Source organism: Capnocytophaga endodontalis (assembly GCF_002209445.1).
Lineage (GTDB): Bacteria > Bacteroidota > Bacteroidia > Flavobacteriales > Flavobacteriaceae > Capnocytophaga > Capnocytophaga periodontitidis.
In genome coordinates, this window is sequence record NZ_CP022022.1 from 2298183 (window position 1) to 2322338 (window position 24156).

The 24156-nt window shown below is 37.7% G+C and carries 32 protein-coding genes and 1 tRNA gene; 21 read left to right on the forward strand and 12 right to left on the reverse strand.

All coding sequences use genetic code 11. The features are described from left to right. The first annotated feature begins 78 nt into the window (after positions 1 to 78). Positions 79 to 1776: a L,D-transpeptidase family protein gene (locus tag CBG49_RS10335; RefSeq protein ID WP_088594422.1), complete on the forward strand. Its 1698-nt coding sequence runs from the start codon at positions 79 to 81 to the stop codon at positions 1774 to 1776. Here CBG49_RS10335 and dapA read toward each other — a convergent pair. Both dapA and CBG49_RS10345 read right to left on the reverse strand, forming a co-directional pair. After that, the gene (gene dapA, locus CBG49_RS10340; RefSeq protein WP_088594423.1) at positions 1773 to 2645 is read right to left on the reverse strand and encodes a 4-hydroxy-tetrahydrodipicolinate synthase; all 873 of its coding nucleotides are present in this window, start codon (positions 2643 to 2645) and stop codon (positions 1773 to 1775) included. The genes CBG49_RS10335 and dapA overlap by 4 nt on opposite strands. A 6-nt stretch (positions 2646 to 2651) precedes the next feature. Further along, positions 2652 to 3170 carry a DUF6913 domain-containing protein gene (locus CBG49_RS10345; protein WP_225879469.1) on the reverse strand — a complete coding sequence of 173 codons (519 nt, stop codon included), beginning with the start codon at positions 3168 to 3170 and terminating at the stop codon, positions 2652 to 2654. A 64-nt stretch (positions 3171 to 3234) separates the two neighbouring features. Between CBG49_RS10345 and CBG49_RS10350 the strand changes: the two genes are divergently transcribed. The 4 genes from CBG49_RS10350 to CBG49_RS10365 all read left to right on the forward strand — a co-directional run bounded on the left by CBG49_RS10350 (position 3235) and on the right by CBG49_RS10365 (position 5927). Beyond that, positions 3235 to 4020 (forward strand): 5'-nucleotidase C-terminal domain-containing protein, encoded by a 786-nt coding sequence (locus tag CBG49_RS10350; RefSeq protein WP_009412139.1) that lies wholly within the window; start codon positions 3235 to 3237, stop codon positions 4018 to 4020. A gap of 6 nt (positions 4021 to 4026) precedes the next feature. Continuing rightward, positions 4027 to 4941 (forward strand): bifunctional metallophosphatase/5'-nucleotidase, encoded by a 915-nt coding sequence (locus CBG49_RS10355; protein WP_088594424.1) that lies wholly within the window; start codon positions 4027 to 4029, stop codon positions 4939 to 4941. Between the two features lie 88 nt (positions 4942 to 5029). Continuing rightward, positions 5030 to 5109 (forward strand) — tRNA-Leu (locus tag CBG49_RS10360). A gap of 59 nt (positions 5110 to 5168) precedes the next feature. Beyond that, positions 5169 to 5927 carry a Mur ligase gene (locus CBG49_RS10365; protein ID WP_088594425.1) on the forward strand — a complete coding sequence of 253 codons (759 nt, stop codon included), beginning with the start codon at positions 5169 to 5171 and terminating at the stop codon, positions 5925 to 5927. A 2-nt stretch (positions 5928 to 5929) separates the two neighbouring features. Here CBG49_RS10365 and CBG49_RS10370 read toward each other — a convergent pair whose 3' ends face one another. Beyond that, complete coding sequence (locus CBG49_RS10370; protein ID WP_088594426.1) at positions 5930 to 6655, reverse strand: 16S rRNA (uracil(1498)-N(3))-methyltransferase; 726 nt, start codon at positions 6653 to 6655, stop codon at positions 5930 to 5932. Between the two features lie 129 nt (positions 6656 to 6784). Between CBG49_RS10370 and CBG49_RS10375 the strand changes: the two genes are divergently transcribed. Together CBG49_RS10375 and bshC are read left to right on the forward strand one after the other, a co-directional pair. Then, the gene (locus CBG49_RS10375) at positions 6785 to 7087 is read left to right on the forward strand and encodes a hypothetical protein (protein ID WP_002681550.1); all 303 of its coding nucleotides are present in this window, start codon (positions 6785 to 6787) and stop codon (positions 7085 to 7087) included. Positions 7088 to 7102: 15 nt separating this feature from the next. Continuing rightward, a complete protein-coding gene (gene bshC / locus CBG49_RS10380) occupies positions 7103 to 8704 on the forward strand; it encodes a bacillithiol biosynthesis cysteine-adding enzyme BshC (RefSeq protein ID WP_088594427.1) in 1602 nt (533 codons plus the stop codon). A gap of 417 nt (positions 8705 to 9121) precedes the next feature. Here bshC and CBG49_RS10385 read toward each other — a convergent pair whose 3' ends face one another. From CBG49_RS10385 to CBG49_RS10405, 5 genes are all read right to left on the reverse strand, one after another. After that, positions 9122 to 9745, reverse strand: coding sequence for a WbqC family protein (locus CBG49_RS10385; RefSeq protein ID WP_009412144.1), 624 nt, complete (start codon positions 9743 to 9745; stop codon positions 9122 to 9124). Continuing rightward, positions 9746 to 11299: a signal peptidase I gene (lepB, locus tag CBG49_RS10390; RefSeq protein ID WP_088594428.1), complete on the reverse strand. Its 1554-nt coding sequence runs from the start codon at positions 11297 to 11299 to the stop codon at positions 9746 to 9748. It lies immediately after the preceding gene. A gap of 30 nt (positions 11300 to 11329) precedes the next feature. After that, a complete protein-coding gene (locus CBG49_RS10395; protein ID WP_088594429.1) occupies positions 11330 to 12142 on the reverse strand; it encodes a Cof-type HAD-IIB family hydrolase in 813 nt (270 codons plus the stop codon). A 152-nt stretch (positions 12143 to 12294) separates the two neighbouring features. Then, complete coding sequence (dapB, locus tag CBG49_RS10400; protein ID WP_088594430.1) at positions 12295 to 12999, reverse strand: 4-hydroxy-tetrahydrodipicolinate reductase; 705 nt, start codon at positions 12997 to 12999, stop codon at positions 12295 to 12297. 35 nt (positions 13000 to 13034) lie between these two features. Beyond that, entirely contained in the window at positions 13035 to 13811 is a 777-nt protein-coding gene (locus CBG49_RS10405) for a C40 family peptidase (protein WP_009412148.1), read from the reverse strand. Positions 13812 to 14175: 364 nt separating this feature from the next. On the opposite strand from CBG49_RS10405, the gene CBG49_RS10410 reads away from it, so the two are divergent. From CBG49_RS10410 to CBG49_RS16305, 14 genes are all read left to right on the forward strand, one after another. Next, positions 14176 to 15411, forward strand: a complete 1236-nt coding sequence (locus CBG49_RS10410; RefSeq protein ID WP_016479306.1) for a site-specific integrase — start codon at positions 14176 to 14178, stop codon at positions 15409 to 15411. A 591-nt stretch (positions 15412 to 16002) separates the two neighbouring features. Continuing rightward, positions 16003 to 16338 (forward strand): hypothetical protein, encoded by a 336-nt coding sequence (locus CBG49_RS10420; RefSeq protein ID WP_016479307.1) that lies wholly within the window; start codon positions 16003 to 16005, stop codon positions 16336 to 16338. A 25-nt stretch (positions 16339 to 16363) separates the two neighbouring features. Further along, positions 16364 to 16798, forward strand: a complete 435-nt coding sequence (locus CBG49_RS10425; protein ID WP_009413225.1) for a single-stranded DNA-binding protein — start codon at positions 16364 to 16366, stop codon at positions 16796 to 16798. A 29-nt stretch (positions 16799 to 16827) separates the two neighbouring features. Next, a complete protein-coding gene (locus CBG49_RS10430; protein WP_016479308.1) occupies positions 16828 to 17274 on the forward strand; it encodes a hypothetical protein in 447 nt (148 codons plus the stop codon). Beyond that, the gene (locus CBG49_RS10435; protein WP_016479309.1) at positions 17271 to 17477 is read left to right on the forward strand and encodes a hypothetical protein; all 207 of its coding nucleotides are present in this window, start codon (positions 17271 to 17273) and stop codon (positions 17475 to 17477) included. The genes CBG49_RS10430 and CBG49_RS10435 overlap by 4 nt, the downstream gene beginning before the upstream one ends. Before the next feature lie 6 nt (positions 17478 to 17483). Further along, positions 17484 to 17717 carry a hypothetical protein gene (locus CBG49_RS10440; protein WP_016479310.1) on the forward strand — a complete coding sequence of 78 codons (234 nt, stop codon included), beginning with the start codon at positions 17484 to 17486 and terminating at the stop codon, positions 17715 to 17717. A gap of 19 nt (positions 17718 to 17736) precedes the next feature. Next, entirely contained in the window at positions 17737 to 17952 is a 216-nt protein-coding gene (locus CBG49_RS10445) for a hypothetical protein (RefSeq protein WP_016479311.1), read from the forward strand. A gap of 45 nt (positions 17953 to 17997) precedes the next feature. Further along, complete coding sequence (locus CBG49_RS10450) at positions 17998 to 18669, forward strand: hypothetical protein (RefSeq protein WP_016479312.1); 672 nt, start codon at positions 17998 to 18000, stop codon at positions 18667 to 18669. A 14-nt stretch (positions 18670 to 18683) separates the two neighbouring features. Beyond that, positions 18684 to 19181 carry a PRTRC system protein E gene (locus CBG49_RS10455; protein WP_016479313.1) on the forward strand — a complete coding sequence of 166 codons (498 nt, stop codon included), beginning with the start codon at positions 18684 to 18686 and terminating at the stop codon, positions 19179 to 19181. Positions 19182 to 19207: 26 nt separating this feature from the next. Next, positions 19208 to 19426: a PRTRC system protein C gene (locus CBG49_RS10460; protein ID WP_009744763.1), complete on the forward strand. Its 219-nt coding sequence runs from the start codon at positions 19208 to 19210 to the stop codon at positions 19424 to 19426. Positions 19427 to 19527: 101 nt separating this feature from the next. Next, entirely contained in the window at positions 19528 to 20691 is a 1164-nt protein-coding gene (locus CBG49_RS10465) for a hypothetical protein (protein WP_016479314.1), read from the forward strand. A 1-nt stretch (position 20692) separates the two neighbouring features. Then, complete coding sequence (locus CBG49_RS10470) at positions 20693 to 21415, forward strand: PRTRC system protein B (RefSeq protein ID WP_016479315.1); 723 nt, start codon at positions 20693 to 20695, stop codon at positions 21413 to 21415. Positions 21416 to 21417: 2 nt separating this feature from the next. Further along, positions 21418 to 22272, forward strand: coding sequence for a PRTRC system ThiF family protein (locus CBG49_RS10475; RefSeq protein WP_088594431.1), 855 nt, complete (start codon positions 21418 to 21420; stop codon positions 22270 to 22272). A 29-nt stretch (positions 22273 to 22301) separates the two neighbouring features. Beyond that, the gene (locus CBG49_RS16305) at positions 22302 to 22433 is read left to right on the forward strand and encodes a hypothetical protein (RefSeq protein ID WP_016479317.1); all 132 of its coding nucleotides are present in this window, start codon (positions 22302 to 22304) and stop codon (positions 22431 to 22433) included. Positions 22434 to 22475: 42 nt separating this feature from the next. Here CBG49_RS16305 and CBG49_RS10480 read toward each other — a convergent pair whose 3' ends face one another. The 4 genes from CBG49_RS10480 to CBG49_RS10495 form a co-directional block, all read right to left on the reverse strand. Next, the gene (locus tag CBG49_RS10480; protein ID WP_009750747.1) at positions 22476 to 22757 is read right to left on the reverse strand and encodes a helix-turn-helix domain-containing protein; all 282 of its coding nucleotides are present in this window, start codon (positions 22755 to 22757) and stop codon (positions 22476 to 22478) included. After that, positions 22754 to 23038 carry a helix-turn-helix domain-containing protein gene (locus CBG49_RS10485; protein WP_016479319.1) on the reverse strand — a complete coding sequence of 95 codons (285 nt, stop codon included), beginning with the start codon at positions 23036 to 23038 and terminating at the stop codon, positions 22754 to 22756. Before CBG49_RS10485 ends, CBG49_RS10480 begins: the two co-directional genes overlap by 4 nt. Positions 23039 to 23131: 93 nt before the next feature. Continuing rightward, on the reverse strand, positions 23132 to 23563 hold the full coding sequence (locus CBG49_RS10490; protein ID WP_016479320.1) for a TraQ conjugal transfer family protein: 432 nt from the start codon (positions 23561 to 23563) through the stop codon (positions 23132 to 23134). A 19-nt stretch (positions 23564 to 23582) separates the two neighbouring features. Next, positions 23583 to 24152: a conjugal transfer protein TraO gene (locus CBG49_RS10495; protein ID WP_016479321.1), complete on the reverse strand. Its 570-nt coding sequence runs from the start codon at positions 24150 to 24152 to the stop codon at positions 23583 to 23585. Positions 24153 to 24156 lie beyond the last annotated feature (4 nt).

Below are 24156 nucleotides of genomic sequence, written 5' to 3' on the forward strand. Positions count from 1 at the left end.
GGTTATTTTATTATTATTTGTTTAAGTGAAAAAAAAAAGAGTATTTTTGCCGCCTAATTGTAACATTTTTTTCATACAATGAAATTTAAACTCTACTTTTTAATAGCTGCTTTTGCTATACTCCAAAGCTGTAAGAAAAATCCTGCCTCACACCCTGATTCATCACTGAGAGAAACTGGTGAAGAAATTTATACCGAAGCTCTTACTATAGCTGTAGATACTACGGCTGCTACTTTTGAAAATCTTCCCATCTTGGACACTCACTACAAAAAAGGTATCCAATCTGAAACTTACACCTATTATATACAAAATGGTGGCAAAACACGTTGGCTCTACCAAGATATTCCTTCACGCCTGTTTAAAGAGTATCTTTCTGTTTTAGACAGTGTTGCTAACGATGGCTTGGTACCTGAAACTTATAGGCGTACTGCTCTGAAAAAAGCAGTGGATAGTAGTTATGCTCACCAGCTATCCGATGATTACAAAGCTTCCTTAGACAAGGAAATTACTGCCTCATTCTTATTGTTTACCAAACATCTCACCAGCGGTAGATTTACGAGAATTGCTTATGGCAAACACACTTGGCGCAAACCTAAATATGATACTCAGAAAAATATTGACCTATTATTACATATAGATGATAAAACTTCTTTAGCAAGTATTATTATTCCTCTATTCCCTCAAAACAAGCAATATGAGCAGATGAAAGCGCTCTACAAGCAGCTCAAACAACAAGTAGAAGTAGCTGATACTTTTATTACTGTTGATTTTCCTGCAAAGGATTTTGTATATGGCTACACTGCTCCCATAGTGGTACAATTGCGCAACAGCCTTAAACAAAAAGGATTTGAAGCAGCCCCTGAAATTGAGGCTCAAATGGTAGATAGTACTCTTATCAGAACAGTACAGCGCTTCCAAAAAAGCAACGGACTTACAGCTGATGGCTTGTTAGGAAAACAAACACTTTATTTCCTGAATATGAATAAAAGTCGTAAACGCGATTTGTTACAACTGAATATGGAACGTATGCGCGTGTTCAATAACGATTTAGGCGAACACTACGCTTTGGTGAACATCCCCGATTTCAAATTATTGCTCTTTCACAAGGACTCGTTACAATTTCAAACACGTGTAGTAGTAGGTAGAACAGAAACCCCTACACCTATTTTTACCGATACCATTCGCTATGTAGAATTCCGCCCTACGTGGTCGGTTCCACAAAGTATTATAAAAAAGGAAATGCTCCCACAGATTATATCACAAGCCGATCCCGAAAAATACCAAAAAAGAGGTTATACTATGTATGAAAAGGGCAAAAAGGTAGACCCTACTACCATTGATTGGACAGACCCTTCTGTACACAAACGCGGTTTCCACTTTGTAGAAGCTCCATCAGCCTATAACTCCTTGGGGTTAGTGAAGTTCATACTCACTAATGGTATGAGTATTTACCTGCACGACACTCCTTCTAAATATTTCTTTCAGCGTGATGATCGCGCCTTAAGTCACGGTTGTGTGCGTGTGCAAAACCCTAATGAATTAGCTTATCAGCTATTGAAAAATGAAGCTACTGAAACACCTTGGACTTTAGAAAAAGTAAATGAAGCTATGAATGGCAAGCGATCTCAATATCGCATTGCTTTAAAAACGAAGTACAAAATAAATATTCTTTACTACACCGCTTTTATAGATGAAAACGGCGAATTGACTTTAAAAAACGACATCTATGATCTCGATAACGAACAGTTAAAAGAAATAAAGCGATTTGAAAGTTAATCTTTCAAATCGCTTATTGCTTTTTTCAATTCTTCTGATGCCTCTACTAAAGGCAAACGCACATAAGGTTCGCACAAACCTTTAGCCGCTAACATAGCTTTAATTCCTATAGGATTTCCTTCTTTAAAAGCTAATGCTGTTCTAGGAAGCAATTTATATTGAAGTTTGTTAGCCTCAACTGTTTTTCCTTGTCGTCCTAAACGCACCATTTCTGAAAATTCTTTAGGATAAGCAATTCCTATCACAGAAATTGCTCCACTTCCTCCCATATACACCGCAGGCAAAGTAGTAGCATCGTCACCAGAGAGCAAAATAAAATCTTTAGGCATATCTTTGATGATATTCATATCGAGCAGCAAATTGCCCGATGCTTCTTTAATTGCTACAATATTCTCAAAATCATTTGCTAAACGCACGACAGTTTCAGTCGTCATCGATACTCCTGTACGTCCTGGTACATTATACAAAATAATAGGGAGTGTACTTTCTTTCGCAATGGCGGCAAAGTGTGCATATAAGCCGTTTTGCGAAGGCTTGTTGTAATAAGGTGTTACTGATAAAATTGCTACAAACGGAGACAAATCGGTCTGTTTGATTTCGTCAATTACATTTTGGGTATTGTTACCACCTATACCTAAAACTAAAGGCAAACGTCCTTTATTAGCCTTGATAATTGTCTCGCGTACGATGCGTTTTTCATCTTTAGTAAGCGTAGGGGCTTCACTGGTAGTACCTAAGACTACTATAAATTCCACTCCGCCTTCGGTTACATAGTCCACAATGCGGGCAAGTGCTTCAGTATCCACCTGATTGTCTTTTGTAAAAGGTGTAATGAGAGCTACACCAGTTCCTGTTAGTTGGTTTGTCATAACTTCTTATTTATGAATAATGGTTCCTAATACTTTTTTTACTTCTTCAGTAAAAACTCTTTCTTCAGTAAGTGGGCAAGCAATAGTAATATCGTTATACTGCATATCAATTCCTTGAAACCCTATTCTCAATTTTGCTTTTATTGATGAGGATAGTAAGAGCAAGGGCAATTTAGGTTCATTGAAATAGTTGATGAGCAAATCATATTCCTGTTCTGCTAAACGATCAGCATGATAATTTCTCACCTTTCCTTGCCAATTAATTTCTTTATCTACTAAAAAAGGAACTCCATTAGCGTGAGTTTCTTCTGAAGTGTGCTTATATCCTAAAACAATATAGTTTTCAGGACGTATGGAATAGTATTTCATTAACTCTAACAGAGGGTTAACTTCCTTCACTACATCCATATCCACAATACAGCCTACTTTCACTAAGTCGCTGTCTAACCTTTTGTTATACTTTTCTAAGGCTTTAAAATTCTTGCGAATTTTATTTTTTAGGTAAAAATTCTTTATGATGTCCAAAATATATTGTAATTTTGCGTGTGATTGCAAAGGTAAAAATAATTTTTAAAATAAAAACATATTTATGAGAAAGTTTGATATAATGAAGCATTATTTTTTTGTATTATTTGTAACATTTGCCTTTTTAGCCTCTTGCACCCCTGCTAAATACACTGTTACAAAAGAGCGTAGCAAAAACATTCCCGTTACCGAATCTATATCACAAAAAACTGATATAGAAAATTTTATAAGTCCGTATAGAGAGCGTATCAAAGCAGAAATGTCTACCGTTTTAGCTGAAAATGCTCGTGATTTAGTAAAGGATAGGAAAACCACCTTGCTTAACACAGGAATCAGCAATTTTATGGCTGATGCTACCTTTGAAATTGTATCCGAGGCATACAAAAAGCGCACAGGCAAGGAGGTTGATTTTGTGATGCTCAACTGGGGAGGTATCCGCTCCGATTTGCCTAAAGGCACCATCACAATGGAATCAGCTTTTAATTTGATGCCTTTTGAAAATGAGGTAATTGTACTCACTATGCCAGGAACTAAAGTAAAAGAACTCGCCGATTACCTCATACAGCACCGTCTCCCCCACCCTCTTTCTAAACAAGTGTCGTTACAAATCACTAAGGATGGTAAAATCACGCACTTCACCATTAACGGAAAGCCTTTTGACCCTAACAAAACTTATGTAGTTGTCACTTCCGATTACCTATACAATGGAGGCGATGAAATGTACTTTTTTAAAGGCGCTTTAGACGCTGATAAAATAGGCTATAAACTCCGCAACGTACTTATCGATTACTTCAAAAAAATAGATATTTTAAACGCTACTGAAGACCATCGTTTCGAATATAAACCTTAATATATTATGGAAAGAAGAACTTTTTTAAAACATATAGGCGCTTCCTCTCTATTGGTAGGGATGGGAGGATTGGGTTCCTTATCAATGAAACCCGCTAATACCAAGCAAATTACTATCTTGCACACTAACGATGTGCACAGCCATATCGACCCACTACCTGCTACCGACCCCTTTAATCCTAACAAAGGAGGGGTAGCACGCAGGGCTGCACTCATAGACCAAATACGTCAAGAAAACCCTTATACTCTCCTCTTTGATGCGGGAGATATTTTTCAAGGTACTCCTTATTTCAACTTCTACGGAGGTGAATTAGAGTTCAAACTGATGTCAATGCTCAAATACGACGCGGCAACTCTCGGCAATCACGATTTTGACAATGCTCTCGAAGGCCTCTATGCTCAATTACCTCACGCTAAATTTGATTTTATCATCTCTAATTATGATTTTAGCAATACCATTTTAAACGGACATACACTCCCTTATAAAATTTACTATCTTAATGGTATCAAAATAGGTGTTTTTGGTATAGGAGTAGAGTTAGAAGGCTTAGTTAACAAACAAATGTACGGTGAAACTGTATATCTCAACCCTATAGAAATTGCCCAAGATATGGAACGCAAACTGCATAACGAAGAACATTGCGACCTCATTATCTGTCTTTCACACATAGGCTATGAGTACAAAGATAATCCTAACAAGGTGTGCGACTTAAAAGTGGCAGATCAAACATCGTATATTGATTTGATTATTGGCGGACATACGCACACTTTCTTGCCAAAACCTACTTTGGTAACCAATCGCCGTGAAAAAACAACTTTAGTAAACCAAGTAGGATGCTATGGTATCAATTTAGGGCGTATTGACTTCTTTTTTGAAGATGAAAAGCTGGTGAAAAATAAATCTGTTAGCATTGAAGTTTAATAAGTTAAAAAATATTTAGCAAAAAAGTTAGGCTTTTTTTTGCATATTCAAAAAACTTATGTACCTTTGCACCCGATTTAAAAAGCAAGCCTGAGTGGCGGAATTGGTAGACGCGCACGACTCAAACTCGTGTTCTTCGGAGTGAGGGTTCGATTCCCTCCTCAGGTACAACAAAAAAAGCTATCCTAATAGGATAGCTTTTTTTATAACAATTAACTTTCAATACAATGAATATCCATTTTATAGTAGCCCCCAGCACTCACTTGCGCCCCTTGATGATGGCTCTAAATGAACAGCACCACATCACTACCTTACCAGAAGAATTGTCTTCTGAAACTCATTATGTAATTGCTGATCCTCACCTATCACCTACTCACCCCGATTTGTTATTGGCTCAAAACTTAGGGCTTTCACCTATATCACCTAATGCTTTTCTATACGAATATTTCAAAAATAAAACCCGTGTAGTACTCAGTGGTGAAAAGGGTAAGAAAGAGTGTTTGGCACGTGTGCTACACACTATGGATTTTTATAACCAACCTTTGAGTTATTGTTTAGAAACTCCTATTAATGGCAAGCAAGTACATTTTGCAGATACCGAATTTGTTCTTTTTGAAGGAGGAGACAACAGTGCCGCGCTACATCCTACCATTGCCCTCATCAGTGATATCAACAATGGAAAAGTAGAAGAATATCACAACTTTATAGAATCGATTACTAAAGGAGGCATCCTTATTTACAACGAAGAAGATGAAGCTCTCAAAACAATTGTAGAAAACAACGAGAGGGCGATACGTAAAATGGAGTACCGCACCCCCCTATTTGAAACACACAATGGCGAAACTTTCCTTATTACTCCCGAAGGTGAATTGCCCTTAGACGATGCGTCGGCTACCCAAATAAGCTACATTGAGGCTGCCAAATGGGTATGCCAAAATATGGGCATTGATGAAGCCGATTTCTACGAAGCTATGGTGAGTTTCTAATCCTATTGGAGTTCATTAAGCACAGCTACTGTATGGCAGGCTACTACGGCTGCTGTTTCGGTACGCAAACGCGTATCACCCAATGATATAGGCACAAACGCCTGTTGTAAAGCGGTGTTGAGTTCAGTTGTTGAAAAATCACCTTCAGGTCCTATTAGTACTGTGATACGCTCAGGGAACGGAGTGAGTGTTCGTGAGAACAACCGCTTTTCATTTTCGTAACAATGGGCTATATATTTTGCTGAAGTATCTGTCTTCATCGCTTTAAAAAACTGAGTTGATGCAATAGGAGCATTGAGTTTAGGCAAATAACATTGCAGCGATTGTTTCATCGCCGAAAGAAGTATCTTCTCAAAACGCTCTACTTTAATAGTCGTACGATCAGAATGTTCACAAATAATAGGTGTAATTTCATCTACCCCTATTTCAGTAGCTTTCTCTAAAAACCATTCGTAACGTTCATTCATTTTGGTAGGGGCTACTACCAAGTGTAAATAATAAGAACGCGGTGATTGGGTAGTGCATTTCAGTATTCTTACTTCACATTGTTTAGGAGACGCAAAATCTAATTGTGCTTCAAAAAGTTGTCCCTTCCCGTTAGTAATATGTAACACATCACCCGCTTTTTTGCGTAATACCTTTACTATATGCTGGCTTTCTTCCTTATCAAAAAAGCAATTTGTACTATCTAATTGCAGTGCTGGGTGATAAAATAATTGTATACTCATAGTTTAATTTTCTTAGAAATCATAAGCATTTTTCGAGGGCAAAGATACTACAAATTAAAAAAAAATACGTTTTTTATTTTGTAATTATAAAATTTAACTTACTTTCGCCCCGTGAAAAGTAATATTAATATGAAACGCGTAATAGTAGACTACAACAAACTAACCAATGAGATTCTCTCTATGTTAGTAGAAAAATACCCTGATGGGTATACTGATGCAGATGTAATTCGTTTTAAAAACGCTAAAAATGAGACCGTTGATGCCTTAGAAGTACGCACCGAGGACACTATCTATTTAGTGAAAGTAAGTACTCGTTTAGCCGATACAATGGAAAACTTCGACGAGGACGACGACTTTATGAACAATAATGACGATGAAATAGGGGTAGGCGGTTTAGACATCCCCGACGATTCTTCATTAGACGACGAATAAAAACACCTCAAGCGTATGATTTCCGCTTATATTCCTTACTCCAATATTCGATTTTTCTCTACGCTCATCACCGATTATGTAGATGAGCAAGAAAAACTACGCCCTTTCTACAATCACTTTCCTTCAATAACAGAATTTGAAAAGCAAATAACTGAAAAAGAAGCTAATTTCAGTCAAGAAAAACGCAATGTTTTAGTAAGTAGCTTAAAAGCACAATACGCCGAGCTAAAAACGACCCCTAAAGTACTCAAAAATATAGAACTTTTAGCTCAAAGTAATACGTTCACAGTTACTACAGGACATCAGTTGAGTCTTTTTACAGGGCATCTTTATTTTATCTTCAAGATAATTTCAGTAATTAATACTGTTAGACAGCTCACTGAAAAGTACCCCGATAAACATTTTGTTCCCGTGTATTGGATGGCTACAGAAGACCACGATTTTGAGGAAATCAACCATTTTCACCTCAGCAATCGCACCATCTGTTGGAATAGCGACCAAACAGGAGCAACGGGCAACTTTTCTACCAATACACTCGAAGCGGTATTTCAAACGTTTGATAGAGCAATAGGATTGGGTAAAAACGCTGATGAATTGCGAGCTCTCTTCCGCGATAGCTATCTAAAAAACAATAATTTAGCTGAAGCTACTCGCTATTTAGTAAATGCCCTATTTGAAGATTATGGAGTGGTGGTAATCGATGGTAACGACAAAGCTTTAAAAAAGGAATTTATCCCCTATATAAGCAATGATTTGTTACAGAGTGTTGCTCATTGTGAAGTAACTAAAAGTATTGAGGCTTTACAAAAGGTGAATAGCACTTATCCTGTGCAAGTAAACCCACGTGAGGTGAATATGTTCTACCTCACCCCTAACGGCAGACACCGCATCATACGTACCACCGAAGGTTTTGAGGTACACGATACAAATATTCACTTCTCTAAAGAAGCTATTTTAGAAGAACTCAATACCTATCCTGAACGGTTTTCTCCTAATGTTATCTTACGTCCTTTGTATCAAGAGGTGATATTGCCTAATTTGGCTTATATAGGTGGTGGTGGAGAAATAGCTTATTGGTTAGAATTAAAAGGATTTTTTAATACGGAAAAAGTACCCTTCCCCATACTGATGTTGCGCAATTCGGCAATGCTCATTTCACAACGACAAGCTGAGAAAATTGAAAAACTACAGCTTTCTCTAAACGATTTATTCTTAAAACCAGAAGAGTTAAAGAATAAAAAAGTACGACAACTCAGTGAATTTCCTATAGATTTTACTCCTGAAAAGGAATTACTCCAACAGCAATTCACTCATCTATATGAATTAGCTGAACACACTGATGTTACTTTCAAGAATGCTGTAAAAGCTCAAGAAGTCCGACAGTTAAAAGGTTTAGAAAAACTTGAAAAACGACTTTTAAAAGCCCAAAAAAGGAAGTTTAGTGAGGAATTAGAGCGCACTACTATTTTGCAAAGTGAACTATTCCCTAATAACATCTTACAAGAACGTTTTGCTAACTTCACCGATTTCTATTTGCTGAAAGGTAAGGAATTCATCCCTGAATTAGTGAAAGACTTTAATCCCTTTGATTTTAGATTTGTAGTCATACAATACTAACAATATAAAAAAGACGCTAAAGAGCGTCTTTTTTTTGTTGTAAATAGGCATAAAAAAAGCTCCCTAATTTCTTAGAGAGCCTTTTTCACAATGCATATAAATACTACTACTAACTCCAAAATGAAGAAAATTTTTCAGTTTAGAAAAATGTTATTCTATTACCATTGAGTAATAAAGTCTTTTTCACAAGATTTGTTTTAATGAGTATCACACTTAAGGTGATGATGTTTAATTTAGCATTTTTCTGTTTAGTATATAGAAAAATCTGTGCCAAACTTTTTGTTTAATTCACTAAAACATTCAATACACTGACTATCAATAACTAAAATAAAAATTAACTATAACACTTATTTCAAAAGCCTATAACAAAACGTGTAATTATACACCTTTAAATGTGTAGTTGCACACTTTATTACACTATACTATTACCTTCGCCAAATAGTCTTGGGTATTAGGTCCTTCGTGAAACAATAAATCCAATATTGATAAGTTAGGAATAAACCCATATTTATCTGAGAATATTTGATGATATGGAGGCATTGTTATAGGGTATTCTTTTTTAGCGCTACTTAAAAAGCGATAGTCTTTTACTCCTTGAGGCTCGGCTTCATACACTTTTGTCTTATCAAAATTGATATGTACCAATAGGCACGCTAAAATAGTTTCAATAGTATCAAGGTTTACATCAAGTAAATAAGTATATTGTTTTTCAAAAATACGTGCCAAATCGTCCTCGTAATACTCAAAATAAGGTGATGTGCGATAAGCAGTTTCTAAGCTCTTCCAATGCAATCGTTGCCAAGGAAAATTATTTTCTACCTTTACATCTTTAAACAGCTGTCTGCCAGTATCCCCTCCTACGTGTTTGATAGGTAAATTAAGGGCTTGTTTACCATTCGCACCATAAATATAAGCCCTATTGCGCAAAGTTTGCTTCTGATAATTATCCGAAACTTCTAATACACAAGGGTTGTTCAATATCAAATGAAATTGAGCTATTGAAGGAAAATAAGTGGGGTGCAATAATACTTGTGTTACCATTTATTCTTTTTCTTTTTTCTTTTTCAGCAAACTATAAGCTAACCACAAACCGAGCAAAGCAAACACGATATAACGATACGATACGGGCTCTCCATCACCATTCACAGTGGTGAACAGACGATTCCAACGTATTTTCTTAAAGCCTGAAGCGTTTTGGTCTAAACTCATCCAAACGAGTACTGGTTTTCCTAATACGTGATCTTCAGGTACAAAGCCCCAAAAACGGCTATCTTCAGAATTATGGCGATTGTCACCCATCATCCAATAATAGTCTTGTTTAAAAGTATAGCTATTAGCTTTTTGTCCGTTGATATAAATCTCATTACCTTTTACTTCCAATTGGTTGTGTTCATACACGCTGATAATGCGTTTATACAAAGGTAAATTCTCAATAGTAAGTGTTACACTTTTTCCTTTAGCAGGGATGGTAATGGGACCATAATTATCCTCATTCCAAGGGAATGCAGGACTATGAGGGAAGATAGCCTTATTGTACACTCCCGCCTTATTCACATTGCGAGTTACAGATACAATATTAGGATTAGCAGCTAATGCTTTTGCCACATCGTCAGTAAGAGAAGAAAAAATATAGGTATCGTTATTGATAGGATAAGCGCGATCGGTCACACCAAATTGTTGGTACATAGCACTCCAAACTTCTTCTATAGAGTTAAACAAATTAGGCTGTGTTACCACTATATACGATGTTTGTAGTTTAGCACGTATAGGGTAAATTTCTTTTTTGCCATTGATCCATACATCACCATCTTTTATCTCAAGTACATCACCTGGGATAGCTACCGTGCGTTTCACATAGTTTGATTTCTTATCAATAGGTTTATCAACGTGAATACCCGAATTATCACGGAAGTATCTTACCGTATCAGTAGGCCAGTTGAATACAGTAATATCATTTCGTTGTACTTTTTGCAAAGCAGGCAAACGCAAATAAGGTAATTGTGGTGTTTTGATGTATGATTTTGTACCTATTATAGGAATAGAATCGTGTACCATAGGTAATGATAAAGGCGTCATAGGCACACGCACTCCGTAATGGAACTTGCTCACAAAGAGGAAATCACCTACTAAAAGTGTTTTTTCTAAGGAAGAAGTAGGAATCATATAAGGTTGTATGAAATAGGTGTGAATACCCGAAGCTGCTACCACAGCAAAGAGTACAGCACTTACCCACGACGATACATTTTTCTTGATTACCTCTACATCCTTACCTACATATTGTGTAGAGGGCAAATAAGTTACGTAAGCAGCAAACAAGCCTAAAGTCACTACTGAAAGCAAGGTATAGCGTTTTTTGCGATAGTTAAACACGTGTAACCACTCGTAGGTCATCACTACTACCATAATATTGCCTATTACAGGTAAGTACAACAAGAAGACCCACCACCACGGACGTGAGATGATACGCAAAAAAATGACAGTATTATAAAAAGGTACAAAGGCTTGCCACGCTCTGTAACCTGCTTTTTCATAACCTTTCCAAAAAAATAGCCCATTGATGAGCTGTGCAATAATTAAAATGTATAAATATATCATCTTTAATCTTTAATCTTTAATCGTTAATTATTAATTATTTAATTGTTTTAAAAATTCGGCTACACCATCTTTTGAGTGGTGTAATGTTATATGTTTGGCAACGGCTTTCACCTCATTGCGTGCATTATCTACTGCTACGCCACAGCCAACGCCTTCTAACATTTCTAAATCGTTGTAGTTATCGCCAAAAGCAATTGCTTCACTCAGCGACAAATGGTATATTTCGCTCAAAACTACTTTTACCCCTGTGAGTTTAGAAATACTGATGTCTGATAATTCGATATAAGTTTCTTTTCCGCGATAAATTTGCATTACCTTAGTATATTTCTCATTTAATAGTTGGAACATACGCTCAATAAGAGTTTCTTCACCCATTAGCATCAGTTTGTGAGCTCTGTGTCCTGCTTGTTGCCACGCTGTGAGCACTTCTCGGTTAGGACGTACTACAGGAGTTACTTTGGTAATAGTTTCTTCACGTTGTGCCCATTGATCGTATTGAGGTACATACCACTCATCTTTGTAATAAAAACTAATATGTATTTCTGAAGCAAACTCTTTTTCGTTGAGAGTAACCACCTCTTCCAATATCTGAAGAGGAATCACTACTGAGTGCAGTACTTTTTCACCATTGAGTACTAATCCTCCATTATAAGCGATAAGGGGTAAACCTGCTATACCTAAATCTTTTTGTATGTGATACATTTGCTGAGGCATACGTGAAGATACTAAAATGAAAGGCATTTTGTCTTTCAGTTTTTTCACTTCGTGAATGGTATTTTGTGTAAGAGTACGTGAACCGCTTAAAAGAGTTCCATCAATATCAGAAAATATAATTTTATACATTCTTTAGTTATGAGTTAAAAAATTATGAGTTATGAGTTTGCAAAGATAATGCCTTTTTCTTAAAGAAAATAAGTTTCTTGTATTTTAGTTATGTAATGTTGTTGCTTGAACTAGATAAAAATACTGATTACTATATTCTATAATCATCATTTTCAATTCTTAATTCCAAGTACATCACTCATCGTGAAAACTCCTTGTTTTCCTACAATCCACTCCGCTGCCAGCACAGCACCAAGAGCAAAACCATTGCGATTGTGAGCCGTATGTTTGATTTCTATAGTGTCCACCTCACTGCTATAAGTGATGATGTGAGTACCAGGAGTACTATCAATGCGTTTGGCTACAATCGGGATTTCGTTTTCCCCAGCGGTATCTAAATGCCAGCCAGCTTTATCTGTCTCTGCGATGATACCTTCAGCCAAAGTAATTGCTGTACCACTAGGAGCATCGAGTTTTTGAGTATGATGAATTTCCTCAATAGCTACCTCATACTCCTTAAGTCCTGACATTAGTTTAGCTAAAGTTTTATTGAGAGCAAAAAATACATTCACCCCTATACTGAAATTAGATGCATACAAAAAAGCGGTTTGTTGTGCTTTACACAATGTCACCGTCTCGTTATATTGGGATAACCACCCTGTAGTACCTGCTACCACAGGTACTTTATGTGTCAAACTATTGCTGATATTTGCAAAAGCACTATTGGGCGTGCTGAACTCTATAGCTACATCGGCTATAGTAATGTCATAAGGAGTTTCGGCATTATCTATTTTCAAAACAATCTCGTGACCACGCGCAACAGCTATTTGTTCAATGGTTTTACCCATTTTACCATATCCTAATAAAGCAATTTTCATATAATTAATAAATTAATAGTCAATGTTTTATTTTCTTATTTCTTATCAAATACAACTCTTTTTAAAAGTCGCAACTGATGTGTATAATTTCTAAGTTCATTATTGAATATTCCTATATGATCCAAACGATCAATTCGCACTTTCCCAAAAGAATGAATAATTTTATTATCACCTAACAGAATTCCTACGTGAATGATATTTCCTTCTTCATCATCAAAAAAAGCTAAATCGCCTGCCTCACATTCTTCTATAAAACTAATGAGTTCCCCGTATTTCGCTTGTTTTTCAGCAGTGCGAGGTAGATGTATATTGTTGAGTTTAAACACCATTTGTACCAAACCAGAAGCATCTATGCCAAAAGGAGTTTTCCCTCCTGCCAAAAAAGGTACATTGAGATATTCTAAAGCGGTGGAAACTACCCCTTGATGAGGAGTTCTTTGGGTAGATTGAGAAGTGTGTAAAAGATGATTATGAGAGAAAGTTGCTCCTTTGGGTATGTGCAAAAAGAGATCATCTCCTGTTTTCAAACGGAGTTTAGTAAGCCATCGATGTGCGTATTTCTCTTTCTTCTTAAGACATTTTTTGTAGTCCTTATCCGAAATCTCTGTAAACTGACTGTTATCTACCCAGCCTTCTACATTGTCGAATAACAAGCGCACATAGCTCCAATGTTCTTCTTTATCAATCACTTGCAGCAATTCACCAAATAGTAATTGCGTAATCATCTCGGCTCCTTCAAGGGGCTCTAAGCGTACTGGAACAACGCTCAAATGGCATATTCCATAGGGGGTTTCTAATATTTTCATACTCATCACGCGCGCAAAGGTACAAATTAATTAGCAATTAACAAATAACAATGAACAAAACTTACACCTCACCCTCTCCTACCTTCCCTGCAACAACTCTTTTTACAAAAAATAGAATTTAAAATGCAAAACTACAAAAAATAATATAATTAGCTCATACAAAGAGGATTAATTTTTTGACAGGAAGATAAGAGAAGACAGAGTCTTAGATGATTTGGACAGGCTTTTTCAAAATTAGGTTTCTAAATCGTTACCTAATACCTTGAAAAAATAATTTTTATTAATAGGTTATATTTCAGTGTTTTACACCTTTTTTCATATTGTACAGTAACTTGATAAAAAGTACTTTCGCAAATTAAAAAATTAGAGTATGAAAAAAGTAAAACGCTCAACTTTTAAGGTATTGTTCTACCTTAAAAAGAACGCCCCAAAGAAGAACGGTAAAGTTGCTATTATGGGGCGTATTACCATTGACAATCAGGTAGCTCAGTTTAGTACCAAACTTGAAATCCTTCCACAGAAATGGGATTTGAAATATGGCAGAGTAACAGGTAAAACAGAGGAAGCTACCCAGCTCAATCGCAAGCTAGAAGAGATTCGTTCACGTATGGTTACTCATTATGAGGAGTTGATGAAGTACGAGGGAGTGGTTACTGCTCAGAAGCTAAAAGCTACTTTCTTTGGTATAGGAGTAATGGAAGATTCCTTGCTAAAAGTCTATGAGAAGTTTAAAGAGGACTTTGCCCTGATGGTAGAAAAAGGTGTTAGAAGTTATAGTACGCTCAACAAATACGAAAATGTATACACTCATTTGAGTGAGTTTATACAGTACAAATACCGCAGAAGTGATATTTCTTTCAAAGAGCTTACAGAAGACTTTATCAACGATTTTGACTTCTATCTTAGAGTTAATAAAAGTCTTACTCACAACACAATATGGGTTTATATGATGCCCCTTTGTAAAATGGTAGAAATAGCCATAGACAAAGGTATTATCTACCGCAATCCCTTTAAGAATTACATAAGCTCTATGGAGGAGAAAGACAGAGGCTATTTGCTTAGAGAGGAAGTAGAAACTCTTTTACAATATCACCCTAAGAGTGCTTCTGTTGAATTAGTACGAGACCTATTTGTTTTTAGTTGCTTTACAGGCTTCTCTTACATTGACATCAAGCAGCTCAAGAAAAGTCACTTACAATCGTTCTTTGACGGCAACAAATGGCTTATCAAACGCCGTCAGAAATCCGATGTGCCCTGTAATGTACGTCTGTTAGATATAGCCGAGAAAATTATTGAAAAATATGAGGGTACAACTCGTACAGAGGCACTATTTCCTACACCCTCCAATGCTAATTGCAACCTCCTGATTAAAAAGATGATGAAAGATTGCAACATCATTCGTGAAAAACCTATCTCCTTTCACTGGGCACGCCATACCTTTGGTACTCTGTTCTTAACAGAAGGGGTCCCCTTGGAAAGTGTTAGCAAGATGATGGGACATAAGAATATCAAAACCACCCAGATTTATGCTAAAATCACCAATGAAAAAATCAGCAAGGATATGGAAATTGCTGCCGAACGATTAAAGAATTTAAAGATAGGATAGCTTCTCAGTGTCTTTTAAAAATTAGAAATCCATTGATAACATTTCAAAAAGAGATGTGTCAATGGATTTTTTTTGTTGCCTTACAGAAAGCTATTAGAAGAGAAAAAGACTTCAACAAATAAGGAAAAGGGTATTCGTTTGTCACAAATAGAAATACGTCATTAAGGCTTACCTATTTTCCCTGTTTTAAACACTTAAGGCACGTAATGGCGGTTCGTTGTTCGAGTGCAAAGGTATTTCTGTGTTCTTAACGCTTCTTGCAAGGTCAAGCCCGATGGGTTTTCAAAAAAATCTCCAGCCCTTGTCCGTTGTCCTGCGGGTAGTATTTTTTTGAAAAACCTTGCAGAAGCTAAACACAGACCTTTTATGGCACTCGAAACGAAACCAGCTCATTCCGACCTTTAAGCGAATAAAAAAAATGTCAAATATGAGAAAAATGCCGCTTCTTACAGATTGTTTTTTGAAACGAATACCGCTTTTCCTCCCATTGTCGAATAAAAAATTTGAAAAAGACAACCCAAAAGCCGAAAATCGTGCGTATCGTGTCCAAACAAGCCGTAAAGCCGTATAAAACTCCTAAAATGCAACAAGATGAAAAAAGAATCCTGTATCGCAACTAAATTCGTTTCTCACGAAATAAGTCCCTTAGAACATCTGAAAGACTGCCAAGTCTATCAGCTCCGTGTAAAGCTCAATAGCGGTGAGAAACTCACCCGAACAGAGAAAAATTGGATTACCCAAGCGGTCAATAGTAACTGCTTTTTCAGAAATGCTATCCCCTTATTGGGCTACCGATTTGACTTTTCCGATGTACTGAGAAAGTTCATTGTAAAGCAGTATAATACTTGGTATGAATACTATGCTATCGACCGCACCAGCCTCCGTGCCTATCTTTATGGGCGCATAGACCAAATAGTAGAAATTTAGTAACCTAATAACAAATAGAACGCTTATGAATATTGTAGGAAGACTTACCGAAAATGCACAAGTGCAAACCCTATCAAATGGCAAACAAGTCGTTAATTTCTCTGTAGCAGTGAACGACAACTACCGAAACAAAGCAGGTGAAAACGTACAGCAAACCTCCTTTTTTGACTGTGCTTATTGGCTCAGTACGGGAGTTGCTCCATACCTTACCAAAGGTACATTGGTTGAATTGGAAGGACGAGTATCGGCACGAGCGTGGCTCAATCGTGAGGGAGAACCTCAAGCAGGCTTGAACTTTCACACCTCCAAAATCAAATTCCACTTTAGTAAGAAAGCAGAAGTAACACCTAATACCTCTGCAAGTGAGACAAATAACGCAAATGCCATAACACCTTTGCCAAAGCCCCAAGTCACAGCAGGGCAAGTCGCAGAGGAAGACGAGGACGATTTGCCTTTCTAAATGTATAACCCTTTAAAATTGAACAGAAAATGAATATCAGCAAAACACCTACAACATACCTATTGGTGCGTGCCTATACCAATAGCGAATGGGATAGTTGCGACTTTGCTCTTATCGCCCTTACCGAGCAATGGCTTGAGAAAGTGAAAAAAGTAGCCCAACAAGTATCTACCCTAAAGAGCGACCCCGATTTTGTGAACCTTAGTTTCTATGAGGCAAGAACCGACTTTTATACCCTCAGCGATGAGGAACAACCCGACTTGTCCCTCTTGGAAGAACGCACTTGGGCTTTTGTGGAACTCACTGAGGAGGAATTAGCCTCTTTCAATACGCCTGAAAGTCGTTTAGAAATCTACCGAAGCATATTTACCCGATACGATGATTTCTATATAAAAGCCTATGGAAAATACTCCTCCGATGAGTATTGGACAGATGACATCCGTTTTGATGAACTTTTTAAAACCTTTGAAAAATGATAATAACAGACCTCAATGGCGTACCTATAGAGGTAACCGACCTCGATAAAGCCTTAGCGCAAGCCGATAGCTTTAGAAGGTATAAGCATACTGACAATACCCACAAGGCGTTAGACAAGAGACTAAAAGCCTATTGGCAGGACTTATATATTAAACTAAAGCAACTCAAAGAAGCCCAAAACTCAACCCTTAATAAAACCTAACAGCCTATGGAAAGCGTTTACTTAGTCTATAAGACCGATAGCTTGCACTACTTGAGTAGCCGTGTCCTTATGCAAGTATGCACAAGCAAATACAAAGCAATCGAAGTGATAAAAGCCTATTGCAAGCGGTACAAGCTACCCTTTACCCAAGACGACCTAACCAACTTGCAATGGTACGACCAAACCCAATGTAGCAAAAGAAGCATTGAGTTTGAGATAGAACCCCAAGAAGTAGTTTAACCTAAAAAAGAGTATCCCAATGAAACCACTCAAACAAACCCTAACAACTGATCCTCAAGCCCTGTCCTATATAGGGATAATCATCCGAACTTTTGAGCCACTGCACTTTATGAACCTTAGCGACCAAGACCGAGAGGCAACCCTCAAAGCCCGACAAGCCTTAGAAGCTATCGTAAAGGCAAACGGCTACACTGTGAGTTATCACACAGAAAACACTATCAAAAAAGCCCCTTAAAAGATAAGGATATAAAAACAGAAGTATTAATTTAAAAACGAAGTAATGAAGACACTTAACATAAATGTATTCCCCTATAGTGAGTTATCTATAACCTCTCAAAGAAAAGCCGTAGAACACTTTAGATACATCAATGTAGATAATGTAGATTGGTGGGAGGGTGATTTTATTGATTTTGTAGCATTATGCACCTATATCGGTATTGATGTACACCCTAAACAAATCTTTTTTAATGGCTTTTATTCTCAAAGTGATGGAAGCTGTTTTTTCTCTTACATAGATATTCCTAAAATGATAGATGGAATTTCTAAAAAGCGTTGGAGAGAAATTGCCCCTAACTTGCTCTTAGAGTTTGACAATTGCCCTATCCCTAAAAGAATTGTCAAATTAATAGAAGTTGGTGCTATTGACTACTATGCACTTACTAACATTCCTAAACAAGGTTATTATATAGATTTGGAAATCCAATTCTTTTTAGGCGATAAAACCTACAAACGTATAGAAGAAGCCTTAAAAACTCTAAAGGAATGGTTACAAGAGAGTTTAGAAAATATCAATCACCACCTATTTTGTAGTTTGCGAAATAGTTATGAAACACTTATCGGTGACGAAGCTATTGCTAATAGCCTTATTACAAATGAATATCTATTTACCAAAGACGGATATTACAGCGACTATCTAATGCAAAAAATCAATATAACAGAAGTATCAATTTAAAAAAGAAGTATCCAATGGAACCCCATTTTTTCAATCAAATTGCTCAGTTAGCCATACAAGGCAAACTACACTTAGTCATAACTCAAGAAGCAAATAGCCAGCTTGTTGTATCGGTATTGCTTGAGAATGAACAATGCTCAGACCCTGCCAAGCACCTTTTGCCTCCCTTAGTACTTAGAGGTACAGCCGAAGAATTAGATGCAGGCTTTTTTCAAAGCATCACCCAACCCTTAGAAGAAACCTCGTCTCTGCTTGTGAATATGGAGCAGTACATCGAGGCGCAAAAGCAAGCCCAAAGGCAATCAGCTATGGAGAAAGAAAAAGCCGAGAAACAACAAAAGAAATACGATGAGGCTATGAAAAAAGTAGCTGATTTAGAAGCGCAAGGCAAGTACCGAGAAGCGTGGTCAAAACTACCTCCTCCCGATGAGTTCCCTAACTATGCCGATAAAATCCGCAAAAAAAGGTCAGAACTATCCACACACTTTGCTCCTACCTTGTTTGAAGAATAAGTATCAACCCCTAAAAAAGTATTGTTATGCTCATAGCTACCCAACTGAAAAGAATGTTTGTCTTTGAAGAAAACCGACAAACTATTCACCTTGCTGACCCTAATCCATCGTGGTCAGTAGAGCAAGTCAAGAATTTTTACAGCACCCATTACCCCCTGCTCACCAATGCCAAAGCAGGCACACCTTATGTAGAGGGAGACAGCGTTGTCTATCCCTTACAAATCACAATGGGTACAAAAGGCTAAATCTCTATTAATTCTAAAGCTATGAGCCTTGTAAAACAGCTTAAAACAAGGCTTGTAGCTAAAACTAAAAAAGTTATCAAAAACTAAAAAACAACCTAAAAATGTATGCAACAGCAACCCCAACAAACCCTCGCACCCATACAAAGCGAAGCACAGAGAGAACTCTACCGCAGGTTAAGAGAGTTTTCCAAAGCAGTCCAACGCTCCAAAGACCGCTCACAGATACGTCAAGAACAGCAACAAGTAGCCCCGAAAACTCTTTTGCCAATGGTTTTCTAAAAACGACCTTTCCTCCTAAAGTGTATCACTCAAGCAAGCACATCGTTTTTAGTGGAGAAGAGCAGGCACAGCTAAAAACCACTCTCAAGTGTTCCCTCGCTCAAATGGCAGACCATTACGGCTTTACTCCTTTTCCCATAGAGCAGTACGACCTTTCTTGCGGGATTGCCTTAGCCCTTTCTTACAGCCAAGAGCAAATCAAAAAGAGAGATACCAAAGGCACTTTCTGTGAACTAAAAGTATTGAAAGCCCACAATGGCAATGCCTTTTTCTCTTGTGAAGAACGCTTTTATTTGCCTAACGAAGTGTTTTTTGTTCCTCTGCAACCGCTTTATAGACTTCTGAAAGTACATAAAAACAAACCACTTTATGAACTATTTTTATCGGTATATGCCTACCTAAACCAACGTGCTTTTATAGCAAACTATGTACAAGAAGATTGTTTTGTGGCTTATGCCTATGAAATGTTGCAAGATTGTATTAGCCAAGACTATGAAGAAATAGCGGAAAAAGACCACCTCCTGCACCTTTTAAAGCAGGCACAACAAATAGGTACTATTCTTTCCAAAAAGATACGCAACCCTTGCCATTTGGACTTTTTTCAAAGACGTATAGCCCGCTTTATTCCTAAGAATGATTTAGAAGCCGAATGCCTTGCCCTCTCTCAAGCCTTTTATACCTTGTGGCAGGATTTTCCTAACCACTCTATCTATACCCATTTGTACAGAGCAGAGGGCTATGAGCAAGGTGAAGAGGAACTTTTTGAGGTAGAGAAATACCTATCTTTTGTCTATGAAGACCAAAGCGACCTATTCCATACCTATCTTTTAGATTGGCTCAATGGAGAATACTCCCAATGTAGTGAGATAGAACTCCCTACCATTTACAAACATTTCAACAGAACAACACCCCTTACTAACTTTGATTTTGAACAACGTTTCTTTTCTCTCTTAACCGAATTTATAACCCTTTTAAACCGCATTTAAAATGAAATACACAGACCTCACCCCAGAAGTAGGGGAAGTATATCGCCCTACATCGGCACTTGTTTTTTACGAAGACAGTAACCACTACAACCCACAAAGTTATGTAGAGTACTTACACCTTGATAGCAATGGTAACCCTACAGGCGCACAACCCCTCACTCTCGACCAAGCGCAAGCACTTACCAAAACGCTCACCTGCCAAAAAGAGCAAGCACAAGCCTTTCTAATCCCTAAAGGTATTATCCCCCGCAGGGTGCTCCATCTATCCCATAAAGGTGAGGGGCAGGCTGTTTGGTACTCTAAAGAACAAAAAAAGCAGTTGTTTTTTGCATCCTCCCTTGCTATAGAAAGCAAAGAAGTAAATCTACCTCCTCTGTTGTGGAAAGCTACCCCCAAGAACCTTTGGATATATGCTCTGCCGAAAAACCAAAAGCCACACCTTAATACACCTCTGTGCTATGCGCCTTTTTTTAACGTCTATGAAAATGGCAATGTGTGTATGGGGTCAGTGCAGGTAGATGAGCGTAAAGCCTCTTGCTTAGAAGACTTTATCACCCAATGGGAAGATTATTTTTTCAATAGCTATTTTTCTCATCAATTAGGCTCATATCCTATAACCAAAATACCCTTAATAACCCTTTGGCAGGAACTCACTCAAAGTAATAAGTCTTTTCCTTGCGAACTGCTCAATCCCAATCACCTCACCTTACAACAAATCCTATAACAATGAAACAGACCCTAAACACCTCAAACACCCTCAACCCTTTCAATACCTCTGCCCAAACACACAAAGAGCGGGTACATTTTACTGATACAGCTTTGCTCAACGCTACCAATCCTATTAAAGTACATCTGATAGGAGCAGGAGGCACAGGCTCACAAGTAGCCACTGCTTTAGCACGTATCAACCACGCTTTGGTTGCTTTAGGACACGCAGGGTTATCGGTAACCCTTTGGGATAACGACCTTGTAAGTCCTGCCAATCTCGGCAGACAACTCTTTTCAGCTTGTGAGTTAGGAATATACAAATCCACTGCTCTAATAAGCCGTATCAATCGCTTTTTTGGTACAGATTGGAGAGCGCAAACACAGCTATTCAGCACTGAGACCTTTCCCTCTGAAGAAGAAATAATGAGAGGAAGTATTTACCTTTCGTGTGTAGATAGCGCAAAGACACGCTTTGACATTGGGGAAGTACTCACTCATTTAGAGCGAGCCCATCACTACCACAACAACCCTAAGTATTGGTTAGATTTTGGCAACAGCACCCATTCAGGGCAAGTGATTTTAGGTACTTTACAAGCTATTGAGCAACCTCATAGTGATACCTTTATCCCTATAGACACCCTACCTACTGTTACCCAAGCCTTTGGAGAACTATTAACGCAATCCGAGCATAATGACAATACCCCAAGTTGCTCCCTTGCTGAAGCCTTAACCAAGCAAGATTTGTTCATTAACGCCACTCTTTCACAGATGGGAAGCACCCTACTTTGGAACTTATTTAGAGAAGGGCTCACTCCTTACAGAGGCTTTTTCCTCAACCTCAAAGACTTTCGTACACAACCCTTAGCTGTATAAACAACAACACTGACAAGCAGTTATAAAAAATGCTTGTCAGTGCTACTAACTGCCTGTCGTGGCTTAAACTGCCTGCTGGTGCTACCAGCCTTCTTTTCTTTGAGAAAGAAAAGAAGCAAAAGAAAGACCTTACAGATAGATTTTTTGTTAGTTTAGGATAAAGAGAAGCCTTATAAGAAAGCCATTAAAGATAAAAAGAGGAGCTATTTCTTATAGTTAGCCTCCAAAATCTTTAGAATATCACTTTGTTTAAAGAGAATTTTACCACCAATTTGGATATAAGGAAATAGCCCATCATCTCGGTATTGCTGTAGGGTTCTTTTGGTGATATGTAGCAACTCACAGACTTCCTTCCCTGATAGAAATACCTCGCCGTCAAATACAGGACGGAAGTTTTTAAGGATAAAGTCCATTTGCTGTTTAAGGTTTTCAAGCTGACTTAGGTAAGAGCTTAGTTCCTGGTGTGTTTCTGTGAGTAAGTTCATCGGTTTTGAAGGTTAGAGGTTAAAAGCTGTTCTACATCACTACGCTTAAAATAGTTCTTGCGGTGGATGCACGAGAAAGGCAAGAGCTTTTGGTCTTTGTAATACTGCAGAGCACGCTTGCTAATGCCCAAAAGCAGACAAACCTCCTGAGAGTCCAACCACTTTTCTTTTTGCCAAATACCTTTATAAGTATCCATTACCACTTGCAGAGAATTGTTGAGTTGCTGTACATCTTTTTGTATCTGTTCAAAAACAGATTTTTCTATAACTACTACTTCCATTTGCATTATTTTGCGCAAAGGTAAAACAGAACAAGCCCACTTTTAGAAGTAGGCTTGTTTTGGAAGAGAAAGGAGGATTTTGGCTTTATATCTTTACTCTTTCTTCACATTAAACTCAAAATCAAGTTTTTGTTCATTGCCGAAGGAGTCGCTTATCCAAACGGAGAAAGACTGGTTAGCTTCTGAGGCAGAAGTGTAGTAAAGCCTAAACGCTCCTTTGGAGGCAAGAGGATAGACATCATTAACAAGTAAGACTTCTCCTTGTGGAGAGGTACGCAAACTTCCTTTTCCCTCATACTGAAAGTAACGAATAAAATAGCGGTTCTCATCGTATTGGTAGGGAGAGCGCAACTCACAGCGTATTTCTACTGTATCGGTTTTACCTATGCTTTTAGGCACGGGCAATACCTTTACCTCAAAAGGGAAATTTTGTTGTACGTCCAACTCTTTTTTACAAGAGGTGAATAGGCTCACACATAGCATTGCAATGAGTCCTATTACAATTTTCTGATATATTTTCTTCATCGTATTGTCTTTTTAAAGGTTAAAACATATAACGCAGTCCTACAGTAGCACAGGGACGCAGTAGCTCAAAGGAACTTCCCCACAGAGCTGCTACCTTGCCAGAGCAAAGCACTAAAAAATGATCACTTAGGTAAGTCTCTATCTGCAAACCTACCTGTGCGCCATAGAGAAAATTATTTTCATTCTTTAGCAAAGCTCCATCAGGAAGGAGACTTTTGCTATGATTGACTATCTCATAGCCCAAAAGAGCTTCTGCTCCCAAGTTCAAAGCTACCGTTTTACTGCTGTCGCTGATCAAGGCAAAGCTATAACCTCCCGCACCTATATACCTCTCAACAGGTATATTCAGACTCTTGTAAGGGTACAATCGTCTTTGATATTCAAGGGCAAAATGCTTGTAGTTACCCCTTTTAGCATTGATACTATAGCCCAACTGCACCCCAAAATCATCAGAAAAAGAGGAAGTAAAAGCCTCTGGAGGCACAACCCAAGAGAGCGAGATCCCTTTTTGCTTGGGTAACAATCGCTGTGCCTGGGCAATGGAGCCTCCTAAAAAGCACAGACAAATACAAGTGATAATTCTTAGCATTGCC

Coding starts and splice junctions, on each gene's coding strand:
- CBG49_RS10335 (WP_088594422.1), top strand. CDS start 79: ATGAAATTTAAACTCTACTTTTTAATAGCTGCTTTTGCTATACTCCAA.
- dapA (WP_088594423.1), bottom strand. CDS start 2,645: ATGACAAACCAACTAACAGGAACTGGTGTAGCTCTCATTACACCTTTT.
- CBG49_RS10350 (WP_009412139.1), top strand. CDS start 3,235: ATGAGAAAGTTTGATATAATGAAGCATTATTTTTTTGTATTATTTGTA.
- CBG49_RS10355 (WP_088594424.1), top strand. CDS start 4,027: ATGGAAAGAAGAACTTTTTTAAAACATATAGGCGCTTCCTCTCTATTG.
- CBG49_RS10365 (WP_088594425.1), top strand. CDS start 5,169: ATGAATATCCATTTTATAGTAGCCCCCAGCACTCACTTGCGCCCCTTG.
- CBG49_RS10370 (WP_088594426.1), bottom strand. CDS start 6,655: ATGAGTATACAATTATTTTATCACCCAGCACTGCAATTAGATAGTACA.
- CBG49_RS10375 (WP_002681550.1), top strand. CDS start 6,785: ATGAAACGCGTAATAGTAGACTACAACAAACTAACCAATGAGATTCTC.
- bshC (WP_088594427.1), top strand. CDS start 7,103: ATGATTTCCGCTTATATTCCTTACTCCAATATTCGATTTTTCTCTACG.
- CBG49_RS10385 (WP_009412144.1), bottom strand. CDS start 9,745: ATGGTAACACAAGTATTATTGCACCCCACTTATTTTCCTTCAATAGCT.
- lepB (WP_088594428.1), bottom strand. CDS start 11,299: ATGATATATTTATACATTTTAATTATTGCACAGCTCATCAATGGGCTA.
- CBG49_RS10395 (WP_088594429.1), bottom strand. CDS start 12,142: ATGTATAAAATTATATTTTCTGATATTGATGGAACTCTTTTAAGCGGT.
- dapB (WP_088594430.1), bottom strand. CDS start 12,999: ATGAAAATTGCTTTATTAGGATATGGTAAAATGGGTAAAACCATTGAA.
- CBG49_RS10405 (WP_009412148.1), bottom strand. CDS start 13,811: ATGAGTATGAAAATATTAGAAACCCCCTATGGAATATGCCATTTGAGC.
- CBG49_RS10410 (WP_016479306.1), top strand. CDS start 14,176: ATGAAAAAAGTAAAACGCTCAACTTTTAAGGTATTGTTCTACCTTAAA.
- CBG49_RS10420 (WP_016479307.1), top strand. CDS start 16,003: ATGAAAAAAGAATCCTGTATCGCAACTAAATTCGTTTCTCACGAAATA.
- CBG49_RS10425 (WP_009413225.1), top strand. CDS start 16,364: ATGAATATTGTAGGAAGACTTACCGAAAATGCACAAGTGCAAACCCTA.
- CBG49_RS10430 (WP_016479308.1), top strand. CDS start 16,828: ATGAATATCAGCAAAACACCTACAACATACCTATTGGTGCGTGCCTAT.
- CBG49_RS10435 (WP_016479309.1), top strand. CDS start 17,271: ATGATAATAACAGACCTCAATGGCGTACCTATAGAGGTAACCGACCTC.
- CBG49_RS10440 (WP_016479310.1), top strand. CDS start 17,484: ATGGAAAGCGTTTACTTAGTCTATAAGACCGATAGCTTGCACTACTTG.
- CBG49_RS10445 (WP_016479311.1), top strand. CDS start 17,737: ATGAAACCACTCAAACAAACCCTAACAACTGATCCTCAAGCCCTGTCC.
- CBG49_RS10450 (WP_016479312.1), top strand. CDS start 17,998: ATGAAGACACTTAACATAAATGTATTCCCCTATAGTGAGTTATCTATA.
- CBG49_RS10455 (WP_016479313.1), top strand. CDS start 18,684: ATGGAACCCCATTTTTTCAATCAAATTGCTCAGTTAGCCATACAAGGC.
- CBG49_RS10460 (WP_009744763.1), top strand. CDS start 19,208: ATGCTCATAGCTACCCAACTGAAAAGAATGTTTGTCTTTGAAGAAAAC.
- CBG49_RS10465 (WP_016479314.1), top strand. CDS start 19,528: ATGTATGCAACAGCAACCCCAACAAACCCTCGCACCCATACAAAGCGA.
- CBG49_RS10470 (WP_016479315.1), top strand. CDS start 20,693: ATGAAATACACAGACCTCACCCCAGAAGTAGGGGAAGTATATCGCCCT.
- CBG49_RS10475 (WP_088594431.1), top strand. CDS start 21,418: ATGAAACAGACCCTAAACACCTCAAACACCCTCAACCCTTTCAATACC.
- CBG49_RS16305 (WP_016479317.1), top strand. CDS start 22,302: ATGCTTGTCAGTGCTACTAACTGCCTGTCGTGGCTTAAACTGCCTGCT.
- CBG49_RS10480 (WP_009750747.1), bottom strand. CDS start 22,757: ATGAACTTACTCACAGAAACACACCAGGAACTAAGCTCTTACCTAAGT.
- CBG49_RS10485 (WP_016479319.1), bottom strand. CDS start 23,038: ATGGAAGTAGTAGTTATAGAAAAATCTGTTTTTGAACAGATACAAAAA.
- CBG49_RS10490 (WP_016479320.1), bottom strand. CDS start 23,563: ATGAAGAAAATATATCAGAAAATTGTAATAGGACTCATTGCAATGCTA.
- CBG49_RS10495 (WP_016479321.1), bottom strand. CDS start 24,152: ATGCTAAGAATTATCACTTGTATTTGTCTGTGCTTTTTAGGAGGCTCC.